The 18998-nt window shown below is 70.1% G+C and carries 15 protein-coding genes and 2 pseudogenes; 3 read left to right on the forward strand and 14 right to left on the reverse strand.

Going from position 1 to position 18998, the window contains the following annotated elements; genetic code table 11:
• From aroC to ABH923_RS02650, 9 genes and pseudogenes are all read right to left on the reverse strand, one after another.
• Positions 1 to 1210: pseudogene (gene aroC / locus ABH923_RS02610) on the reverse strand (chorismate synthase).
• A 64-nt stretch (positions 1211 to 1274) separates the two neighbouring features.
• Complete coding sequence (locus tag ABH923_RS02615; protein WP_370053743.1) at positions 1275 to 2474, reverse strand: shikimate dehydrogenase; 1200 nt, start codon at positions 2472 to 2474, stop codon at positions 1275 to 1277.
• Positions 2467 to 4050 (reverse strand): endolytic transglycosylase MltG, encoded by a 1584-nt coding sequence (mltG, locus tag ABH923_RS02620; RefSeq protein ID WP_370053745.1) that lies wholly within the window; start codon positions 4048 to 4050, stop codon positions 2467 to 2469. The genes ABH923_RS02615 and mltG overlap by 8 nt, the downstream gene beginning before the upstream one ends.
• Position 4051: 1 nt before the next feature.
• Positions 4052 to 4519 carry a Holliday junction resolvase RuvX gene (gene ruvX, locus ABH923_RS02625; protein WP_370053747.1) on the reverse strand — a complete coding sequence of 156 codons (468 nt, stop codon included), beginning with the start codon at positions 4517 to 4519 and terminating at the stop codon, positions 4052 to 4054.
• A gap of 3 nt (positions 4520 to 4522) precedes the next feature.
• The gene (gene alaS, locus ABH923_RS02630; protein WP_370053749.1) at positions 4523 to 7180 is read right to left on the reverse strand and encodes an alanine--tRNA ligase; all 2658 of its coding nucleotides are present in this window, start codon (positions 7178 to 7180) and stop codon (positions 4523 to 4525) included.
• A gap of 57 nt (positions 7181 to 7237) precedes the next feature.
• Positions 7238 to 7429, reverse strand: coding sequence for a hypothetical protein (locus ABH923_RS02635; protein WP_370053751.1), 192 nt, complete (start codon positions 7427 to 7429; stop codon positions 7238 to 7240).
• Between the two features lie 50 nt (positions 7430 to 7479).
• Positions 7480 to 7857, reverse strand: coding sequence for a DUF948 domain-containing protein (locus ABH923_RS02640; protein ID WP_370053753.1), 378 nt, complete (start codon positions 7855 to 7857; stop codon positions 7480 to 7482).
• A gap of 135 nt (positions 7858 to 7992) precedes the next feature.
• Positions 7993 to 8619, reverse strand: coding sequence for a 30S ribosomal protein S4 (gene rpsD / locus ABH923_RS02645; protein ID WP_370057264.1), 627 nt, complete (start codon positions 8617 to 8619; stop codon positions 7993 to 7995).
• Positions 8620 to 8812: 193 nt separating this feature from the next.
• Complete coding sequence (locus ABH923_RS02650) at positions 8813 to 10153, reverse strand: replication-associated recombination protein A (RefSeq protein ID WP_370053755.1); 1341 nt, start codon at positions 10151 to 10153, stop codon at positions 8813 to 8815.
• A 180-nt stretch (positions 10154 to 10333) separates the two neighbouring features.
• On the opposite strand from ABH923_RS02650, the gene ABH923_RS02655 reads away from it, so the two are divergent.
• From ABH923_RS02655 to ABH923_RS02665, 3 genes are all read left to right on the forward strand, one after another.
• Positions 10334 to 11116 (forward strand): peptidylprolyl isomerase, encoded by a 783-nt coding sequence (locus ABH923_RS02655; RefSeq protein ID WP_370053757.1) that lies wholly within the window; start codon positions 10334 to 10336, stop codon positions 11114 to 11116.
• A 48-nt stretch (positions 11117 to 11164) separates the two neighbouring features.
• On the forward strand, positions 11165 to 12403 hold the full coding sequence (locus tag ABH923_RS02660) for a DUF349 domain-containing protein (RefSeq protein WP_370053758.1): 1239 nt from the start codon (positions 11165 to 11167) through the stop codon (positions 12401 to 12403).
• A 127-nt stretch (positions 12404 to 12530) separates the two neighbouring features.
• Positions 12531 to 13100, forward strand: a complete 570-nt coding sequence (locus tag ABH923_RS02665; RefSeq protein ID WP_370053759.1) for a hypothetical protein — start codon at positions 12531 to 12533, stop codon at positions 13098 to 13100.
• Here ABH923_RS02665 and ABH923_RS02670 read toward each other — a convergent pair.
• The 5 genes and pseudogenes from ABH923_RS02670 to yajC form a co-directional block, all read right to left on the reverse strand.
• Positions 13087 to 15337: pseudogene (locus ABH923_RS02670) on the reverse strand (bifunctional (p)ppGpp synthetase/guanosine-3',5'-bis(diphosphate) 3'-pyrophosphohydrolase). The gene ABH923_RS02665 and the pseudogene ABH923_RS02670 overlap by 14 nt on opposite strands.
• Positions 15338 to 15409: 72 nt before the next feature.
• Positions 15410 to 15763 (reverse strand): rhodanese-like domain-containing protein, encoded by a 354-nt coding sequence (locus tag ABH923_RS02675; RefSeq protein ID WP_370053761.1) that lies wholly within the window; start codon positions 15761 to 15763, stop codon positions 15410 to 15412.
• A gap of 9 nt (positions 15764 to 15772) precedes the next feature.
• The gene (gene secF, locus ABH923_RS02680; RefSeq protein WP_370053762.1) at positions 15773 to 16789 is read right to left on the reverse strand and encodes a protein translocase subunit SecF; all 1017 of its coding nucleotides are present in this window, start codon (positions 16787 to 16789) and stop codon (positions 15773 to 15775) included.
• The gene (gene secD, locus ABH923_RS02685) at positions 16789 to 18528 is read right to left on the reverse strand and encodes a protein translocase subunit SecD (protein ID WP_370053764.1); all 1740 of its coding nucleotides are present in this window, start codon (positions 18526 to 18528) and stop codon (positions 16789 to 16791) included. The genes secF and secD overlap by 1 nt, the downstream gene beginning before the upstream one ends.
• Positions 18529 to 18593: 65 nt before the next feature.
• The gene (gene yajC, locus ABH923_RS02690) at positions 18594 to 18995 is read right to left on the reverse strand and encodes a preprotein translocase subunit YajC (protein WP_370053765.1); all 402 of its coding nucleotides are present in this window, start codon (positions 18993 to 18995) and stop codon (positions 18594 to 18596) included.
• Positions 18996 to 18998 lie beyond the last annotated feature (3 nt).

The following is an 18998-nucleotide window of genomic DNA, read 5'->3' on the forward strand; positions in this document are numbered from 1 at the left end:
TCAGGCGTACGGCGCGCTGACGCGCTCGGTCGCCAGGTTCTGCGGGATGGCGTCGAGGTAGCCGTGCAGGTTGCGCGCCGTCTCGGTCACCGAGTCGCCGCCGAACTTCTCCAGCACGGCGTTCGCGAGAACGAGCGCGACCATCGCCTCCGCGACCACACCGGCCGCGGGGACGGCGCAGACGTCGGAGCGCTGGTGGTGCGCGGGGGCCGCCTCGCTCGTGGCGATGTCGATGGTGCGCAGCGCGTGCGGGACCGTCGCGATCGGCTTCATGCCCGCGCGGACGCGCAGCACGCCGCCGGTGCTCATGCCGCCCTCGGTGCCGCCGGCCTTGTCGCTGGTGCGCTGGATGGCGCCCTCCTCGGCCACGAGCTCGTCGTGCGCCTGCGAGCCGCGGCGGGTCGTCGTAAGGAAACCGTCGCCGACCTCCACGCCCTTGATCGCCTGGATGCCCATGAGCGCCGCGGCGAGCTGTGCGTCGAGGCGACGGTCCCAGTGCACGTGCGAGCCCAGTCCCGGCGGGAGGCCGTAGGCGAGCACCTCCACGACGCCGCCGAGGGTGTCGCCCTCCCTTGTGGGCGTCGTCGACCTCGGCGACCATCCGCTCGGAGGTGGCGGGGTCGAAGCAGCGCAGCGGGTCGGCGTCGAGCGTCGCGACGTCGGCGGGCGTGGGCAGCGGGGCGTCCTCCGGAACGCGGACCGGCCCGATGGACAGCGTGTGGCTGACCAGCGTGATCCCGAGCTCGGCGAGGAACGAGCGCGCGACGGCGCCCAGCGCGACGCGGGCCGCGGTCTCCCGGGCGCTCGCGCGCTCCAGGATCGGCCGGGCCTCGTCGAAGCCGTACTTCTGCATGCCGACCAGGTCGGCGTGGCCGGGACGCGGACGCGTCAGGGCGGCGCCGCGGCCGCCTGCGAGCTTCTCCGGGTCGACCGGCTCGGGGCTCATGACGTCGACCCACTTGGGCCACTCGGTGTTGCCGATGCGCAGCGCGATCGGGCTGCCGAGGCTCAGGCCGTGGCGGACGCCGCCGGAGACCTCCAGCGCGTCCTGCTCGAACTTCATCCGCGCGCCGCGGCCATAGCCCAGCTTGCGGCGGGCGAGATCGGCGCGGACGGCGTCCAGGGAGACGGGCACCCCGGCAGGGAGTCCCTCCAGGACGGCGATGAGTTCGGGGCCGTGGGATTCCCCGGCCGTGAGCCAACGAAGCATGCTTCGATTCTGGCACAGCGGCAGGGGGCCTCCTCCCGGCATTACGGCCGGCGGCGCTGCCCTGCTACTCCGATTCGCCCTCGATGGAGCCGTCGCCCACCGGCGACCCCTCCGCGTCGATGCCGACCGCGGCGAGCATGGCCTCCAGCACGCCCTCCTCGTCGGGCAGCGGCTGGAGCACGTCGCCGGAGAGGAAGATGCGCACCTGCAGCAGCGCCTGCTGCGCGAGCATCGCCAGGCCGGAGACGACCCGGCCGCCGACGGCCTGCCACGCCGACGCGAGGACGCTCGGCCACGGGTCGTAGGCGACGTCGAGCAGCACGGCCGCGCGGCGCGTCGAGTCGGTGTAGATCGCCTCGGTGGAGGCGCCGCCCGGCAGCGTGCTGATCACGAGCTGCGGCACGTCCAGCGACCGGTCGGCCTGCGCGAACGACCGGATGCGGATCCTCAGCCCGAGCTGGTGGGCCAGCGGCTCCAGCCAGACGCTCTTCTGCAGGTCGCGCACGTGCACGTCGACCCGCTCGGCGCCGAGCTCGGCCGCGGCGACCAGCGCGGACGCGGCGGTCGCTCCCCCGCCCAGGACGTGCACGTAGTGCGCCTCGTCCAGGCCGGCGGCTGACAGCGCCCGGACGATGCCCGCGACGTCGGTGTTGAAGCCGCTGATGTCGTCGCCGTCGAGCAGGACGGTGTTGGCCACGCCCGTCTGCTCCGCGACCCGGTCCGTCTCGGTCAGCAGCGGGATGACGGACTGCTTGAGCGGCATGGTCAGCGACAGACCGCGCCACTCCTCGCCCAGTCCGTCGAGGAAGGCGGACAGGCCGGCCTCGCTGACATCGAGCTGGTCGTACGACCAGTCCAGGCCGAGCGCGGTGTAGGCGGCACGGTGCAGGGCGGGCGACTTGGAGTGGCCGATCGGCGAGCCGAGGACGGCGAGGCGACGGGAGGCGGTGGCGGCGGGGGCCGGTGCAGGATCCGCAGGTTCCACGGGCTCTTCCTCCGGTGCCGGCTCCTCCGCGGGCTCCTCGTCCTCCAGCGGCTCCTCCTCATCGGCGGCACGCTCGGCCTCCGCGATCGCCGCCTCCTCGGCCTCCACCTCGCGCTCGGCCTCCACCAGCTCGGCGATCAGCTCCTCGGCGGACGCCTCCGACACCCCGTTCTCGACGGCGTCGAGCGACTCCCCCTCGTGCGACTCCTCGGCTTTCGCCGGCTTCGGTCGAGGGGCGCGCGACTTCGCGGCGGGCCGGGGCTTCGGTGCGTCACTCATAGCCGGGGTTGTCCTTCATCCATTGCTGCCATTTCGCGACCGCCGCGTCGTGCTCGGCCTGCGTGGTCGAGAAGATCGTCTCGCCGGTCTTGAGGTTCCAGGTCACGAAGTACATCCAGGTCCCGGCCGCCGGGTGCGTCACCGCGTTCAGCGCGAGGTCGCCCGGGTTCGAGATCGGCCCGACCGGGAGGCCGGGGTGCGCGTACGTGTTGTACGGGTTCGACGCGTCCGCGCGCTCGGCGTCGGTGGTCGTGACCCGGTCGGTGTGCCCGGTTCCGTAGGCGACGGTCGCGTCGGACTGGAGGTCCCAGCCCTGCGCGAGCCGGTTGAGGAAGACGCGCGCGACCTTCGGGTAGTCGTCCTTCAAGCCGGCCTCGCGCTGCACGATGGAGGCGAGGATGACGTCGTTCCAGCGGTCGGCGACCGGCACGCCCGCCTGGTCGAGCGCCTCGAAGGACCGGTCCACCATCGTCTTGATCGCATCGTGTGCGGTGACACCGGGCGCGAACGTGTACGTCGCAGGGAACAGGAAGCCCTCGAGCGTCTTCGCCTGCGCAGGCAGACCGAAGTCCGCCGGATTGGCGGCGGCAGCCTGCAACTGGGCGAGCGGGATCTTCGTGGCGGTCGCCACGGTCTGCAGCGCGTCCTTCTCCGCCGTGCCCTCAGGGATCACCGCGGTGTTCTGCAACCGCGCCGACGGGTTCTGCAGCGCCGCTAGGGCGGCCTTCGCGCTCATCTGCTTCGCCAGCTTGAAGACACCGGGCTGCCAGACGATCTGCGGCTGCTGATGCAGGAGCAGCGTGTAGAACGCGGTGTAGCTCTTGGTCACGCCCGCCTTCTGCAGGTTGGTAGCGATCGCGCTGCCGTCGTCGCCCGACTTGATGGTGAACGTCACCGAGCCGGTACCGTTGCCCGTGTAGTCGTTGTTCTGCGGCATGACCTTCGCTACGAGCGCGGCGACCTGCGGCTGGAACGCCATGAAGCCACCGGTCGCGAGCCCGCCGAGGACGAGGATGACGACGAGGGTGATGACGAGCCGTTTCAGCCAGCGCCGCTTGCGCTTGGGCGGCTCATGCGAGAGGTAGTTCTGCTGACGCCAGGAGAGCGGCGAGTCGCCATGTCCTCCCGCGGACGCGTCAGCGCGGTCATCGGGGCCGTCGGCGGCGAGCGACGCGAAGATCGCGTGCGCCGAGTCGTCGAACCGGCCGTGGTCGCCGGCCGCCGCGCCGTGAGCGGCCTCGTGGCGCGCGGACGCGCCGACCGGCTCGCGCCCGGAGCGTGCCGCGTCGACCGCCACGGGTCCGGTCACGACGGAGTCGAAGTCCAACCCGTTCAGGGTCTCGCGGTTCGAGAGAGTCTCGGCGGGCGGCGGTGTCCACGGCCCAGGAGTCTGCGGGTTGCGGGTGTCGTCGACGGGCGCGGGCCGGTCCGCGGGCGGCTGCGGAGCCTGCGCCTGCGCAGCCTGGGCCTCCTCGGCCTCCCTGGCCTGGCGCGCCTCGCGCCGGGTCAGCGGCTGCTGCCGGTTCACGGCGGGGAAGACGGGGGGCTCCGGCTTCTCCTGCGGGTTCTGCGACAAACTAGGGTCCAATGCTCGGTTCGACGGGTTGGCCCGGCGGACGGCCTGAAGCGCGCTCCGCGTCGAGGGCGTGCTGCAAAATTATCGTGGCGGCCACCTGATCCACCACCGGACGCGCGCTTTTCGAGTTCTTGCCCGACGCCCGGAGCGCCGAGTGGGCCGAGACGGTCGAGAGCCGCTCGTCCACCAACCGCACCGGGACGTCCACCTGGGCGTCGAGCGCTTCCGCGAAGGCGACGGCATCCGCCGTCGACGCAGTATGCGCGCCCGAGAGCGCCAGAGGCAACCCGACGATAATCTCGAAAACTCCGAGTTCGGTCACAATCTCCGCGATCCGGCGCCGATCCGCAGCATCCTCGGAGCGTGCGACCGTCTCCACCGGAGTCGCGAGCATCCCGTGGAGGTCGGACCGGCTCACGCCGATCCGCACCTTCCCGACGTCGATGCCGAGCCGCACGCCCGTGCGCACGCGCTAGCCGATCGCCGAGACCACCGCGGACAGCGCGGCCGGGATCGCCTCGGCGTCCGTGCCGCCGCCCTGCGCGAGATCGGCCTTACCGCCGCCGCCGCCGCCGAGCACGCCGGACGCGGTCTTGGCGAGCGCTCCCGCGTTCACGCCGGCGTCGCGCGCGGCCTGGTTGGTCGCCACGATCACGACGGGCTTGCCCGCGGCACGCGCCGCGAGAGCGACGGTCGCCGCGTCCGAGCCGAGCCGCTCGCGGACGGTCGTCGCCAGCAGGCGCAGGTCGTCAGCCGAGTTGAGCGTGCCGGCGTCCTCCGCCACCACGGTGACGGCGCCGCGACGGGAGGCCGACTCCAGCAGCGCGGGCACCTTGTCGAGCACCGCGCGCGCCTCGAACGCCTGGATGCGCTTCTCGGCGGCCTTGAGGTTCGCCATCAGGTCCGCGATCTTCTCGGGGAGCTGCTCGCGCGGCGTCTTGAGTGCGCCGGAGAGCTGCGACACGATGGTGCGCTCGACGGCGAGGTCCTGGAAGGCCTCCAGCCCGACCAGCGACTCGACGCGGCGGTTGGTCGAGCCGACGGACGACTCGCTCACCAGGTTGATCATGCCGATCTCGGCGCTCGAGGCCACGTGCGTGCCCGCGCAGAGCTCGCGCGACCACGGGCCGCCGATGTCGACCACGCGCACGACGTCGCCGTACTTCTCGCCGAACAGCGCCATCGCGCCGAGCGCCTTGGCCTCCGCCAGCGGCAGCTCGCGCGTCGTCACCTGCAGGTTGTCGCGGATCGCGTTGTTGGAGATCTCCTCGATCTCGCTGCGGGTCTCCGGCGACAGCGCCTGGTTCCAGGAGAAGTCGAGTCGCAGGTAACCGGCCTTGTTGAACGAGCCGGACTGGTGCGCGTTGGGGCCGAGCACCTGGCGCAGCGCCGCGTGGATGATGTGCGTGCCGGAGTGCGCCTGCTTGGCGCCGCGGCGGTACTCCGCGTCCACGAGGCTGGTCGCCGGGGAGCCGACACCGACCTCGCCGCTGCGGACCAGCACCTTGTGGCTGATCAGGCCCTTCACCGGCTTCTGCACGTCGAGGACGTCGAGCTCGTAGCCCGGGCCGACGATCGTGCCCGCGTCGGCGTCCTGGCCGCCGGACTCCGCATAGAGGGAGGTCGCGCCGAGAATGATCTCGGCGACCTGGCCCTCACGCGCGACGTTCACCGACTTGCCGTCGACGATCAGGCCGAGCACGCTCGACTCCGTCTCCAGGTCGGTGTACCCGGTGAAGACCGTCTCGCCCTGCGCGCGGAACGCGCTGTAGACCGACAGGTCGGCGAGGGCTGTCTTCTTCGCCTTGGCGTCCGCCTTCGCGCGGGCGCGCTGGTCCGCCATGAGCGTGTCGAACGCGGCGCGGTCGACGCTGAGGCCGGCCTCCTCCGCCATCTCCAGGGTCAGGTCGATCGGGAAGCCGTAGGTGTCGTGCAGGAGGAACGCGGTGTCGCCCGCGAGCTCGTCCTTGCCCGCGCCCTTGGTGTTCGCCACGGCGGTGTCGAGGATGCTCGTGCCGGACGCGAGCGTGCGCAGGAAGGTCTCCTCCTCCGCGTAGGCGAGCTGCGACGTGCGCGCGAATTCGGCCTCCACCTCGGGGTACGCCGCCTTCATGGCGTCGCGCGAGGCGGGGAAGAGCGCGGGGAACGTCGCGGTCTCGACGCCCAGAAGGCGCATCGCGCGCACCGTACGGCGCAGCAAGCGGCGCAGCACGTAGCCGCGGCCCTCGTTGGACGGCGTCACGCCGTCGGTCATCAGCATGAGCGCGCTGCGGACGTGGTCGGCGACCACGCGCAGGCGCACGTCGTCCTCGTGCGCCTCATGGCCATACGGCTTGCCCGCCAGCTCGGCCGCGCGGTCGAGCACCGGACGCACCTGGTCGATCTCGTACATGTTGTCGACGCCCTGCTTGATGAACGCGACGCGCTCCAGCCCGAGGCCGGTGTCGATGTTCTTCTTCGGCAGGTCGCCGAGGATGTCGAAGTCCTTCTTGCCGGTGCCCTCGCCGCGCAGGTACTGCATGAAGACGAGGTTCCAGATCTCGACGTAGCGGTCGTCGTCCGTCGCCGGGCCGCCGTCGATGCCGTAAGCGGGGCCGCGGTCGAAGAAGATCTCCGAGCAGGGACCCGCCGGGCCGGGCTGGCCGGTCGACCAGTAGTTGGTGTCCTTGCCGAGGCCCTGGATGCGCTCGGCCGGGAGGCCGGCGACGCGCGTCCAGATCTCGCGGGCCTCGTCGTCGTCCTCGTACACGGTGACCCAGAGGTCCTTCGGGTCGAAGCCGAGGCCGCCCTCGTCCTCGGACAGGGTGAGGAGGTCCCAGGCGAACGTGATCGCCTGCTCCTTGAAGTAGTCGCCGAACGAGAAGTTGCCGCACATCTGGAAGAAGGTGCCGTGGCGGGGGGTCTTGCCGACCTCCTCGATGTCCAGCGTGCGGATGCACTTCTGGACGCTCGTCGCGCGCGGGAACGGCGCGGGGACGACACCGGTCAGGTACGGGACGAAGGGCACCATCCCGGCGACGGTGAAGAGCAGCGACGGGTCGTCGCTGACCAGCGAGGCGGACGGGACGACGGTGTGACCGCGCGTGGCGAAGAAGTCGAGCCAGCGGCGGTGGATTTCAGCAGTCTGCATGGTTTCCGGTCGATCGAGGATGGAACGAGACGAGGGCGTCAGGAGAGGGGCGGCGGATCACTCGCCGTCGATGGCCGACCGCAGCTCGGCCTCGCGCTGGCGGTACCCGTCCGAGACGGCCTCGCCGAAGTCGCGCGCCTTCTTGTCGAGCGTGCCGAAGAACTCGCGACCCTTGGGGGTCTCGTTGACCTTGTGGGCGACGACGAAGCCGACAGCCACGCCGATCAGGAGCCACAGGAAACTCTTCATTGCCGGATCTTCCCTCCCTGGTTGCGCGCGCTCAGCGCACTCGCGCAAGTCTAGTCCGACTGGCGTCGGGAACGCCGGGAGGCCCCTGGCACGCGGAGGGCCGCGCGGACGGCGGCGCTGAAGCCCGCCAGCTTGATCAGCGGACCGCCGACCGTCGCGGCGAACAGCGCCACCAGCGCAGACACGTTGCCCGTGACGTCGGCGACGTTCTTGGTGATCGTGTCGACCCGCGCGAGCTGCTTGTTCGTCTCCTGCAACGTGGTCGCCGTCTCCTCCAGGATCGGCGTGATGCCGTCGCTGGCCTCCTTGATGGCGTCGCGTGTGGAGTCGAGCACACGGCCGAGCTTCAGCAGCGGAACGGCGATGAATCCGACCAGGACGGCGAACACGGCCGCCGCGATCAGTCCTGCGATGTCGCCTCCGGACATGACGGCCCCCTCCATTCCGTGACGGGCATACGACCCCCAGCGTACGGGAAACGGGTCCCGGATGGACCCGGGAGAACGAGAAACGGGGCCGCGGCCGAAGCCGCGACCCCGTTCTGCGGGAGTCTGTCGCTCGCCTTAGCGGGCGGCGTAGTACTCGACGACGAGCTGCACGTCACAGGTGATGGGGACCTCGGCGCGCTTCGGGCGGCGCACGAGGCGGGCCTGGAGCTTGTCGATCTCGACATCGAGGTAGGCCGGGACCTTGGGCAGGACGTCGACGTGACCGCCGGCGGCCGCGACCTGGAAGGGCTCGGTGCCCTCGGAGCGGGCCTTGACGTGGATGAGCTGACCCGGCTTCACGCGGAAGGACGGGCGGTCGACGATCTTGCCGTCGACGAGGATGTGACGGTGCACGACGAACTGGCGGGCCTGCGAGATGGTGCGGGCGAAGCCGGCGCGGAGCACCAGCGCGTCGAGGCGCATCTCGAGGAGCTCGACCAGGTTCTCACCGGTCAGGCCGGCGGTGCGGCGGGCCTCTTCGAACGCGATGCGGACCTGCTTCTCCAGGATGCCGTACTGGGCGCGCAGACGCTGCTTCTCGCGCAGACGAACGGCGTAGTCGGAGTCGGCCTTGCGCTTGGTGCGGCCGTGCTCACCCGGAGCGTACGGGCGCTTCTCCATGTAGCGGGCCGCCTTCGGGGTCAGGGCGATGCCCAGGGCGCGCGACTCGCGGGTCTTGCTGCGGGAACGTGAAGACACGATTTCCTTTCGGTTTTCTCTCTACGAATGTTGGTCGCAGTGCGCGCAGGGGCGCACTGCGCAGGGTCTTTCACCTGCAAGAGAGAGGGATTGACGCCAAGGACGCCCGGCTAAAGGGCCTGTCCCGTCGAAACCGTGTCCCGGGCAGCCGCACCCTGAACACGCTTCTAGGCCAGACGATTCTAGCAGAACCGCGTCAGCGTCCGCGCACGATGCGGCGCAGCTTCGCCAGGCGCGCTGCGACGTCGCGCTCGTTGCCGTGCTCGGTCGGCGCGTAGTAGGTCGTGTCGGCCAGTTCGTCGGGAAGGTACTGCTGCTGGAGCACCCCGAGGGCGTCGTCGTGCGGGTACTTGTAGCCCTTGCCGTGGCCGAGCCGCTTGGCGCCGGGATAGTGCGCGTCGCGGAGGTGCTTGGGCACCCTCCCGATCTTGCCTGCGCGCACGTCGGCGATCGCCGCGTCGAGCGCCATGTAGGCCGCGTTCGACTTGGGGGCGGTGGCGAGGTGGACGACGGCCTGCGCGAGCGGGATGCGCCCCTCCGGCATCCCGATGTACTGCACCGCGTCGGCGGCGGCGATGGCCACCACGAGCGCCTGCGGGTCGGCCATCCCGATGTCCTCCGACGCCGAGACGATGATTCTGCGGGCGATGAATCGCGGGTCCTCCCCCGCCTCGATCATCCGCGCCAGGTAGTGCAGCGCGGCGTCGACGTCCGAGCCGCGGACCGACTTGATGAAGGCGCTGATGACGTCGTAGTGCTCGTCGCCGTTGCGGTCGTAGCGCAGCAGGGCGCGGTCGACCGCCTGCGCGACCAGCTCGGCGGTGATGACCGGCTTCTTCTTGGAGGTCGCGGGCGTCACCGAGGCGGCGGTGACCGACGCGGCCTCGAGCGCCGTGAGCGCACGCCTGGCGTCGCCGGACGCGAGCCGGATGAGGGCGGCGCGCGCCTCGTCGTCCAGCGTGTACTGACCGCCGAGGCCGCGGTCGTCGGACACCGCCCGGTCGACGACGACGCCGAGGTCCTCGTCGCTCAGCGTCTCCAGCGTGAGCAGGAGCGAGCGCGACAGCAGCGGGGAGATGACCGAGAACGACGGGTTCTCGGTGGTGGCGGCGACCAGGATGACCCAGCCGTTCTCCACGCCGGGCAGGAGGGCATCCTGCTGCGCCTTGGTGAAGCGGTGGATCTCGTCGAGGAAGAGGACGGTCGAGACGCCGTACAGGTCGCGGGTGGACAGTGCCTCGTCCATCACCAAGCGGACGTCCTTCACGCCCGCGGTGACGGCGGAGAGCTCCACGAACCGCCGGCCGGACGAGTGCGCGATGGCCTGCGCCAGCGTGGTCTTGCCGGTGCCGGGCGGGCCCCACAGGATGACGGACACCGAACCGGACTGCCCGTCCTTGTCGGAGGCCAGCGCGACCAGCGGGGAACCGGGCCGCAGCAGATGGCGCTGCCCGGCGACCTCGTCCAGCGACTTCGGCCGCATGCGCACGGCGAGAGGCGTCGCTCCCGTCCGGAGCCCAGGTTGCACGTCGACCACCCGACAAGAGTAGTCGCCGCCACCGACATCGGCGTCCGTACCGGAGAGTGCGCCACCGGCGCGTGGGTTTGGGCGCTCATAGCCACGCCGGATAGGGTTCGTGCAGCATCCATCCCGCCACGGCATCCGTCGGCGCGGTGGCATCCATCCCCCGCTCGACGGCGCCCCCGGAGGACAGACGTGGCACCCAGCAAGCAGAACGACCGCGAAGCGCGACAGGCACGCGAGCGCCTCCGCGCGTATCAGGCGCGGCAGACGGTGCACGAGGAGAAGGTCAAGCGCCGCAAGCGGGACAACTGGGTCGCCGGGATCGCCGTGCTCGTGATCGTCCTGCTGGCGGTCGGCACGCAGCTCCTCTTCTTCGCGAAGCCCGCCGCCACGAGCGCGTCGGCCTCCCCGTCCGCATCCCCCTCCCCGTCGTCGTCCGCCGCAGCCGGCGTGCCGTCGAAGAGCATCGCGGAGGGCCGCACCTGGACGGGCGACCTCACGATCAACGGCATCAAGCTCGGCGTCTCGCTCGACGGCGCCGCCGCCCCCCAGGCGGTCTCCTCGACCATCTCGCTGACGCAGAAGAAGTTCTACGACGGGCTCACCTGCCACCGCCTCACCAACGGCGGCTTCTACGTGCTGCAGTGCGGCGACCCCAACGGCGACGGCACCGGCGGCCCCGGCTACTCCTACGGCCCGGTCGAGAACGCGCCGAAGAACGACAAGTACCCGGCCGGCACTCTCGCGATGGCGCGCCAGAGCGGCAACGCCAACAGCCAGGGCAGCCAGTTCTTCATCGTCTACAAGGACACCACCATCCCGTCGGACTCCGCCGGCGGCTACACCGTCATCGGGAAGATCACCAGCGGTCTCCCCACCCTGATCAGCGACGTCACCGACAAGGGCGTCCAGGGCGGCAGCACCGACGGCAAGCCCGCCGTGGCGACGAAGATCGACAGCTTCACGCTGCAGTGATCCCGGCGTGTGCAATAGGCTGATTCCCAACGTGGCACCGCAAGCAAGGTGAGGCTCTTGGCTACTTCTGAACAGCACCCCTGGGGTCGCGTCGATGAGACCGGCACCGTGTACGTCCGTGAGGGCGATGGCGAGCGCGCCGTCGGCGAGTACCCGGACGGCACTCCGGAGGAGGCGATCTCCTACTTCGAGCGCAAGTACAACGACCTCGCCGGCCAGGTCGGTCTCCTGGAGCAGCGCGCCCGCCGCGGCGCCCCGGCGGCCGATGTCGCCAAGTCGGTCGCGAGCCTGCGCACCGCAGTCGAGGGCGCGAACGCCGTCGGCGACCTCCCGTCGCTGATGACCCGGCTGGACGCGCTCGGCGGCACCGTCGAGGAGCTCACGGAGCAGCAGAGCGCCGAGGCCAAGGCCGCGCTCGAGCAGGCCATCGCCGACCGCACCGCGATCGTGGAGCAGGCGGAGGCCCTCGCCGCGCAGGACCCGGCGCGCACCCAATGGAAGCAGACCACCGCCGAGCTCGACGCACTCTTCGCGAGCTGGCAGGCCCACCAGCACGACGGCCCCCGGCTGCCGAAGAACGACGCCAACGAGCTGTGGAAGCGGTTCCGCGCCGCGCGCTCGACCATCGAGCACAACCGCAAGGCGTTCTTCGCCGACCTGGACAACCAGCACCGCGACGTCCGCAGCCGCAAGAACGCCCTCATCGAGCAGGCCGAGGGCCTCGTGCCGCTCGGCGCCGACGGTGTGCCGGAGTACCGGCGCCTGCTCGACCAGTGGAAGCTGGCCGGCCGCGCGGGCAAGAAGAACGACGACGCGCTCTGGGCGCGTTTCAAGGCCGCAGGCGACGCGATCTACTCGGCCAAGGCCGAGGTCGACGCGCGCGACAACGTCGAGTACGAGGAGAACCTCACGCTCAAGCTCGCGCTGCTGGAGGAGGCGGAGCCGCTCCTGAAGGAGAAGGACCGCGAGACCGCCCGCACGAAGCTGCTCTCCATCCAGGAGCGCTGGGACGCCATCGGCCGCGTGCCCCGCGACCAGGTGCGCCCCATCGAGGACCGCCTGCGCAAGGTCGAGGCCTCCGTGCGCCGGCTGGACGAGGAGCACTGGGAGCGCAACAACCCCGAGAAGAAGGCGCGCTCCGAGGGGCTGGCCAGCCAGCTCAACGCGGCGATCGCCAAGCTGGAGCAGGAGCTCGAGGAGGCCAAGGCCAGCGGCGACGCCGCCAAGGTCAAGGCCGCCCAGGAGGCGCTCGACGCCCGCAAGGTGTGGCTGGACGCACTCGGCTGACTCCCGGCCGTCGGAGGCACGGTCGCCTGCGGCGGGTTTGTTCTCCACAGCCCGAGTGAGCGGGTGAGTACTCCACGGATTCGCCGCCGGCCGTCCGCGGGAGTTGCGTGCAGCGGAGGCTGGACGCATGACAACAGCGCTCCCTCTCCTCCTCGACCGTGACGTCCTCCCGCTCGCCGAGCTCTTCTCTCTCGTGCTCGACGGGCAGCTCTACCGGGTCGGCGACGCGTTCGCCACCACGGACATCCCCGACACCCCCTCGCTGCGCGCGCACGCGTTCGCGGCGCACCGGCCGGGAAGCACAGTCGCCGATCGCGGCACCGCGGCCTGGATCCACGGCACGCGCTCGGCGCCGCCACTACGGCCGCAGGTCTGTGTCGACCGCAGGCGCCGCGGTCGCGTCCCACCCGACTTCGACGCGCACCAGCACCGGCTGGGAGCCGACGATGTCGTCGAGCTGAGCGGCGTGCGGGTCACGGCGCCGCTACGCACGGCGGCCGACCTGATGCTGACGCTCCCCCGGTTCGGGCATCATGAAGCCCTGGAGGTGCGACACCTGCTCGACCTCGGGCGCGCCTCGCCCGACCGGCTCGGCGCCCACCTCGCCCGGTCACGCCGGCACGGGGCGACGCGGGCGCTCACCCGGATGCCCGTGGTCGAGCGCACGGAGCTCCCGGTCCCGCTCAGCCGGCGCTGACCCGGTACACGTCGTAGACGCCGTCGATCCGGCGCACGGCGTTGAGCACGCGGTCGAGGTGGGTGGTGTCGCCCATCTCGAACACGAAGCGGCTCAGCGCCAGCCGGTTGCTCGACGTCGTAACCGTCGCAGAAAGGATGTTGACATGGTGCTCGGACAGCACGCGCGTGACGTCGGAGAGCAACCCGGAGCGGTCCAGGGCCTCCACTTGGATCTGCACCAGGAAGACGCTCTTCGAGCTCGGCGCCCACTCCACGTCGATCATGCGGTCGGGCTCCTGCAGCAGCGACTGCACGTTGTGACAGTTCGCCTGGTGCACGGAGACGCCCTGACCTCGCGTCACGAAGCCGACGATCGGGTCGCCGGGCACCGGCGTGCAGCACTTGGCCAGCTTCACCAGGATGTCCGGCGCACCCCGCACGAGCACGCCGGAGTCGCTGTTGCGGAGCTGCTTCGGCCGGCCCTTGACCGGGATGTCCATCTCACCGTCGGACTCGACCTCGCTCTGCAGCGAGGCGACGATCTTCTCGATCACCGACTGCGTCGAGATGTGACCCTCGCCGACGGACGCGTACAGCGACGAGACGTCCGGATGCTTGAGCGAGGACGCGACCTCCACGAGGGCGTCCTGCGTCATCAGCTTCTGCAGCGGCAGGTTCTGCTTGCGCATCGCCCGGGCGATGGCGTCCTTGCCCTGCTCGATCGCCTCGTCGCGGCGCTCCTTGGTGAACCACTGGCGGATCTTGTTGCGGGCGCGCGGGCTCTTGACGAAGTTCAGCCAGTCCTGGCTCGGGCCGGAGTCCGGGTTCTTGGAGGTGAAGATCTCCACCACGTCGCCGGTGGAGAGCGTACTCTCCAGCGGAACCAGGCGGCCGTTCACCTTGGCGCCCATCGTGCGGTGGCCGACCTCGGTGTGCACGGCGTAGGCGAAGTCGACCGGGGTGGCGCCGGCGGGCAGGCCGATCACGCGGGCCCTTCGGCGTGAAGACGTAGACCTCCTTCGCGCCGATCTCGAACCGCAGCGAGTCCAGGAACTCCGACGGGTCGGCCGTCTCGGCCTGCCAGTCGGAGATATGCGCGAGCCAGGCCAGGTCCGTGTCCACCTTGGCCGGGCCGCCGGTGCTCTTGCCGGTCGTCTGCTCCTTGTACTTCCAGTGCGCCGCGACACCGAACTCGGCTCGCTGGTGCATCTCCTCGGTGCGGATCTGGATCTCGACCGGGCGGCCCTGCGGACCGATCACCGTCGTGTGCAGCGATTGGTACAGGTTGAACTTCGGGGTGGCGATGTAGTCCTTGAAACGGCCGGGCATCGGCGTCCAGCGCGCGTGGATGGAGCCGAGCACCGCGTAGCAGTCGCGCACCGTGTTGACGAGCACGCGGATGCCGACAAGGTCGTAGATGTCGTCGAACTCGCGGCCGCGCACGACCATCTTCTGGTAGATCGAGTAGTACTGCTTGGGCCGGCCGACCACCTTGCCGCGGATCTTCGCGGTCTTCAGGTCGTCGTTGATCGCGTCGATCACCTGCTGCACGAGGCGCTCGCGCTCGGGGGTGCGCTGCTTGACCAGGCTCTCGATCTCCGCGTAGAGCTTGGGATACAGCACGGCGAACGAGAGGTCTTCCAGCTCCCACTTGATCGTCTGGATGCCGAGCCGGTGCGCGAGCGGCGCGTAGATCTCGAGGGTCTCCGTCGCCTTGCGCGTCGCGTTCGCCGCGGGGACGAAGCCCCAGGTGCGGGCGTTGTGCAGGCGGTCGGCGAGCTTGATTATCAGCACGCGGATGTCCTTCGACATCGCGACGATCATCTTGCGGACGGTCTCGGCCTGCGCGCTGTCGCCGTACTTGACCTTGTCGAGCTTGGTGACGCCGTCGACGAGCATCGCGATCTCGTCACCGAACTGGTCGCGGAGCTCGTCCAGCGTGTAAGCGGTGTCCTCCACCGTGTCGTGCAACAGCGCGGCGGCGATGGTCTTGGCGCCGATCCCGAGGTCGGCAATGATCTGCGCGACGGCGACCGGGTGGGTGATGTACGGCTCGCCGGAGCGGCGCTTCTGGCCGTCGTGGGCGCGCTCGGCGACCGCGTAGGCGCGCTCGATGAGCGAGAGGTCGGCCTTCGGGTGGTGCATGCGCACCGTGCGGATCAGGGTGTCGACGGCGCCGGCGGGCTGGGCGCGGGAGAAGATCCGCGGCACGAGACGGCGCAGCGAGGCGGACTGCGGTGTCGTCGTGTCAACCATCTGCTCGCCTCCTGTCGTCCATTATCGCCGCTGTTCGTGCCTTCCCGTTCACGGGGGCGGCGCGACCGACGCTCAGACGGACGCTCCGGGGGGTCCATCGGGGTCGGAGACCGGGCCACCGGAGGCCTGCCAGGCGAGCATCCCGCCCGCGACGTTGGCCGCCGGATAGTCCGCCTGCAGCAACGCGTCGGTCACCATCCGCGACCGGCCGCCGACCGCGCAGATCACCAGGATCTGCTCGTCCTCCGGCAGCTCGTGCTGGCGCAGGCCGAGCTCCCCCATGGGGATGTGATGGGCGGCCGGCGCATGGCCGGACTCCCACTCGTGGTCCTCGCGGACGTCGAGCAGCCAGGCCGCTCCGGCGTCGACGAGCTCGAGCGCACGCGCGGCGCTCACCTCATCCTCCGACAGGTAGCGACCGCTCATGCGCCGACGCTACTCCGCCGCGACCGGCTCGGCCGTGGCGACCTTGGCCTTCGGGCGCACCGCGCGGACCTTCTGGTCGTGCTTCTTGATCGCGGCCTCGCCCTCGCGGAACTGCGAGTACATCGGCGCGGCCAGGAAGATGGTCGAGTACGTGCCGACGATGATGCCGATGAGCAGTGCGAGCGAGATGTCGCGCAGCGTGGCGGCGCCGAAGGCATACGCACCGATGAAGAGGATCGACGCGACCGGCAGCACCGCGACGACGGCCGTGTTGATCGATCGCACGAGCGTCTGGTTCACCGCCAGGTTCACCGCCTCGGGGAACGTGCGCCGGGTGAGCTCGAGCTCCTCGCGCGTGTTCTCGCGGATCTTGTCGAACACCACGACCGTGTCGTACAGCGAGTAGCCGAGGATCGTCAGGAAGCCGATCATCGTCGCGGGCGACACCTCGAAGCCCACGAGGGCGTAGATCCCCGCGGTGATGATGAGGTCGTGGAAGAGCGAGATGATCGCGGACGCCGACATCTTCCAGGTGCGGAAGTACAGCGCCATCGCGATGAACGCCAGCAGCAGGAACACCACGAGGCCCTGGATGGACTGCTGCGTGACGTCCGCACCCCACGACGGGCCGATGAAGGTCGAGGAGATCTCGGACGACGGGACGCCGTAGGCCGTGGCCAGTGCGTCGGCGACGGCCTTGGTCTGGGTGTCGGAGAGCTGGTCGGTCTGCACCTGGATGGCGTTGTTGCCGACGACGCTGACATGCGAGACCGCGTTGGGCACGACGCTGGAAACGGCGTTCTGCGCCTTGGTCGTGTCGGTGCTCTGCACCTGGCTGATCTGGAACTGCGAACCGCCGCGGAACTCGATCGAGAAGTTGAACCCGCCCTTGACGATCGGGACCAGGATCGAGAGTGCGACCAGGACGATCGCGATGGTGTACCAGATCTTGCGCTTGCCGACGAAGTCGAACGAGCGCGCGCCCGTGTAGAGGTCGTTACCGAACTTGGTGAGGCGGCTGGCCATCAGTTGTCCTTCCCCTCGGTCGATCGATCCGACGACGAGGAGGTCGAGGCGGAGGCGAGCTCCGCCGCCTTGCGCTCGGCGATCGTCTGGCGGCGTGCCGCCTCCCCGCTGGCGCGGGAGGCCTTACCCGCGCCCACGAGCTCGGGCTGGGGCGCGCGGAAGCGTGCGGCGCCGCGGTACACGGCGCCCAGGGCGTCCGGGTCGAGGCCGGAGAGCGGGTGGCCGCTGCTGAAGAAGCGGGTCTTCGCGAGGAGCTGGAGCGTCGGGTGAGTGAACAGCAGCACCACGATCACGTCGATGATGGTCGTGAGACCCAGCGTGAACGCGAAGCCGCGCACGTTGGCCGCGGCCAGCACGTACAGCACGACGGCCGCGAGGAGGTTGGTCGCCTTGGACGCGTAGATCGTGCGGCGCGCACGGCCCCAGCCGGCCTCCACGGCCGATTCGAGACTTCGCCCGTCGCGCAGCTCGTCTCGTATTCGCTCGAAGTAGACGATGAAGGAGTCTGCTGTGAAGCCGATCGCCACGATCAGACCGGCGACGCCCGCGAGCGACAGCCGGTAGTCGTAGTGCCACGACATCAGCGAGATGGTCAGCCAGGTGAGTGTGCCGGCGACGACGAGCGAGAAGATCGTGACGAGGCCGAGGAGGCGGTACTGGAAGAACGTGTAGATCGCGACCAGGATCAGGCCGATCAGACCGGCGATCAGACCGCTGATGAGCTGCGAGGTTCCGAGCGTGGCCGAGATGTCGTCCTGGCTCTGCACCTTGAAGCTGAACGGCAGCGCACCGAATTTGAGCTGGTCGGCGAGGGTCTTGGCGCTCTGCTCGGTGAAGTTGCCCGAGATCTGCGGCTTGCCGTCCGTGATCACTGCGTTGGTGGTCGGCGCCGAGATGACGCGGCCGTCCAGGACGATCGCGAACTGGTTCTGCGCGCCCTGGAGGGCGTTCAGGCGCGTGGTGACCGCGGCGAACTGCTTGGTGCCGGTGGCGTCGAAGACGATGTTGACCGCCCACTGGCCGGTCGTGACGCCCTGCGAGCTCTGCATCAGGCCGGCGCTGGCGTCGGAGATGTTCTGGCCCTTCACCTCGACCGGGCCGAGCAGGTACTTGACCGTGTTGGCGTCGTCGCAGGTGATCAGCGGCTTGTCCGTCGGAGCGGCGCTGAGGTCCTTGTTCTTGTTCGCGGCGCACGAGAAGGCGTCGTATTCCGCCTGCAGCGCCGGGGTCACCCAGGCCAGGTCGCTGCCGTTCGTCGGCGACGTCGACGGCGTCGACTGGAGGCCGGGAGCCGGGCTCGGCGCCGGGGTCGACTTACCGTCGGCGCCCACGACCTCGTTGGTCGGGCCGCCGGTGAGCAGCACCGGCCGGAAGTCGAGCCGCGCGCTCGCCTTGACGCGGTCGAGCGTCTGCTGGTCGGGCTTGCCCGGCAGCGACACCACGATGTTGCGCGAGCCCTCGGTGGAGATCTGCGCCTCGGACACGCCGGACGCGTCGATGCGCTGCCGGATGATCGAGACCGCCTGGTCGAGCTGCTGCTGCTGCACCGACTGACCGTTCTCGACCTGCGGCGCGAGGATGATCTGGGTGCCGCCCTCGAGGTCGAGGGCGAGCTTGGGCAGCCACGTGGCGTTGCTGAACAGGACGCCGGCCGTGAGGGTCCCGAGGAGGACCACCACGATCACACCAAGCCACGTCAACGAACGCCAGGCCTTTTTGACCGGAGTCGACTTTGCCACCTAGGAACTCAGCTTTCTACGAGCGATCCGCGCACCCTGTCGGTGCGCGGAGCACAGGGATGCTATCAGTCGTCGCTCTTCGCGCCGGGCTTCTTCGGCGCGTCGTCGAGCCGCTCGCCGAATTCCGGAGCGGACGAGTCGGCCGGGATGGCGTGGTCCTGGTTGAGCTCCAGGCCCGCGACCTCGGTGTCGTCGGTCTCGACGGTCTTCGGCTCGACCACGCGGGAGAGCACCTGGCGGTGCACCTTCACGACGTGGCCGGGGCTCGTCTCGATGATGGCGGTGTTGTCGTCCTCGTCGACGGACAGCAGGGTGCCGTACAGGCCGAAGTTGGTCATGACCTCGGCGCCGGGCACCATCTTCGAACGGGTCTCCGCCTGCTCCTTCTGCCGCTTGCGGCTGTTGCGGAACATGAAGAAGACGAGGGCCGCCAAAATGACGACCATCACAATGGTCAACGGATCCATGAA

Source organism: Leifsonia sp. EB41 (assembly GCF_041262565.1).
Classification (GTDB): domain Bacteria; phylum Actinomycetota; class Actinomycetes; order Actinomycetales; family Microbacteriaceae; genus Leifsonia.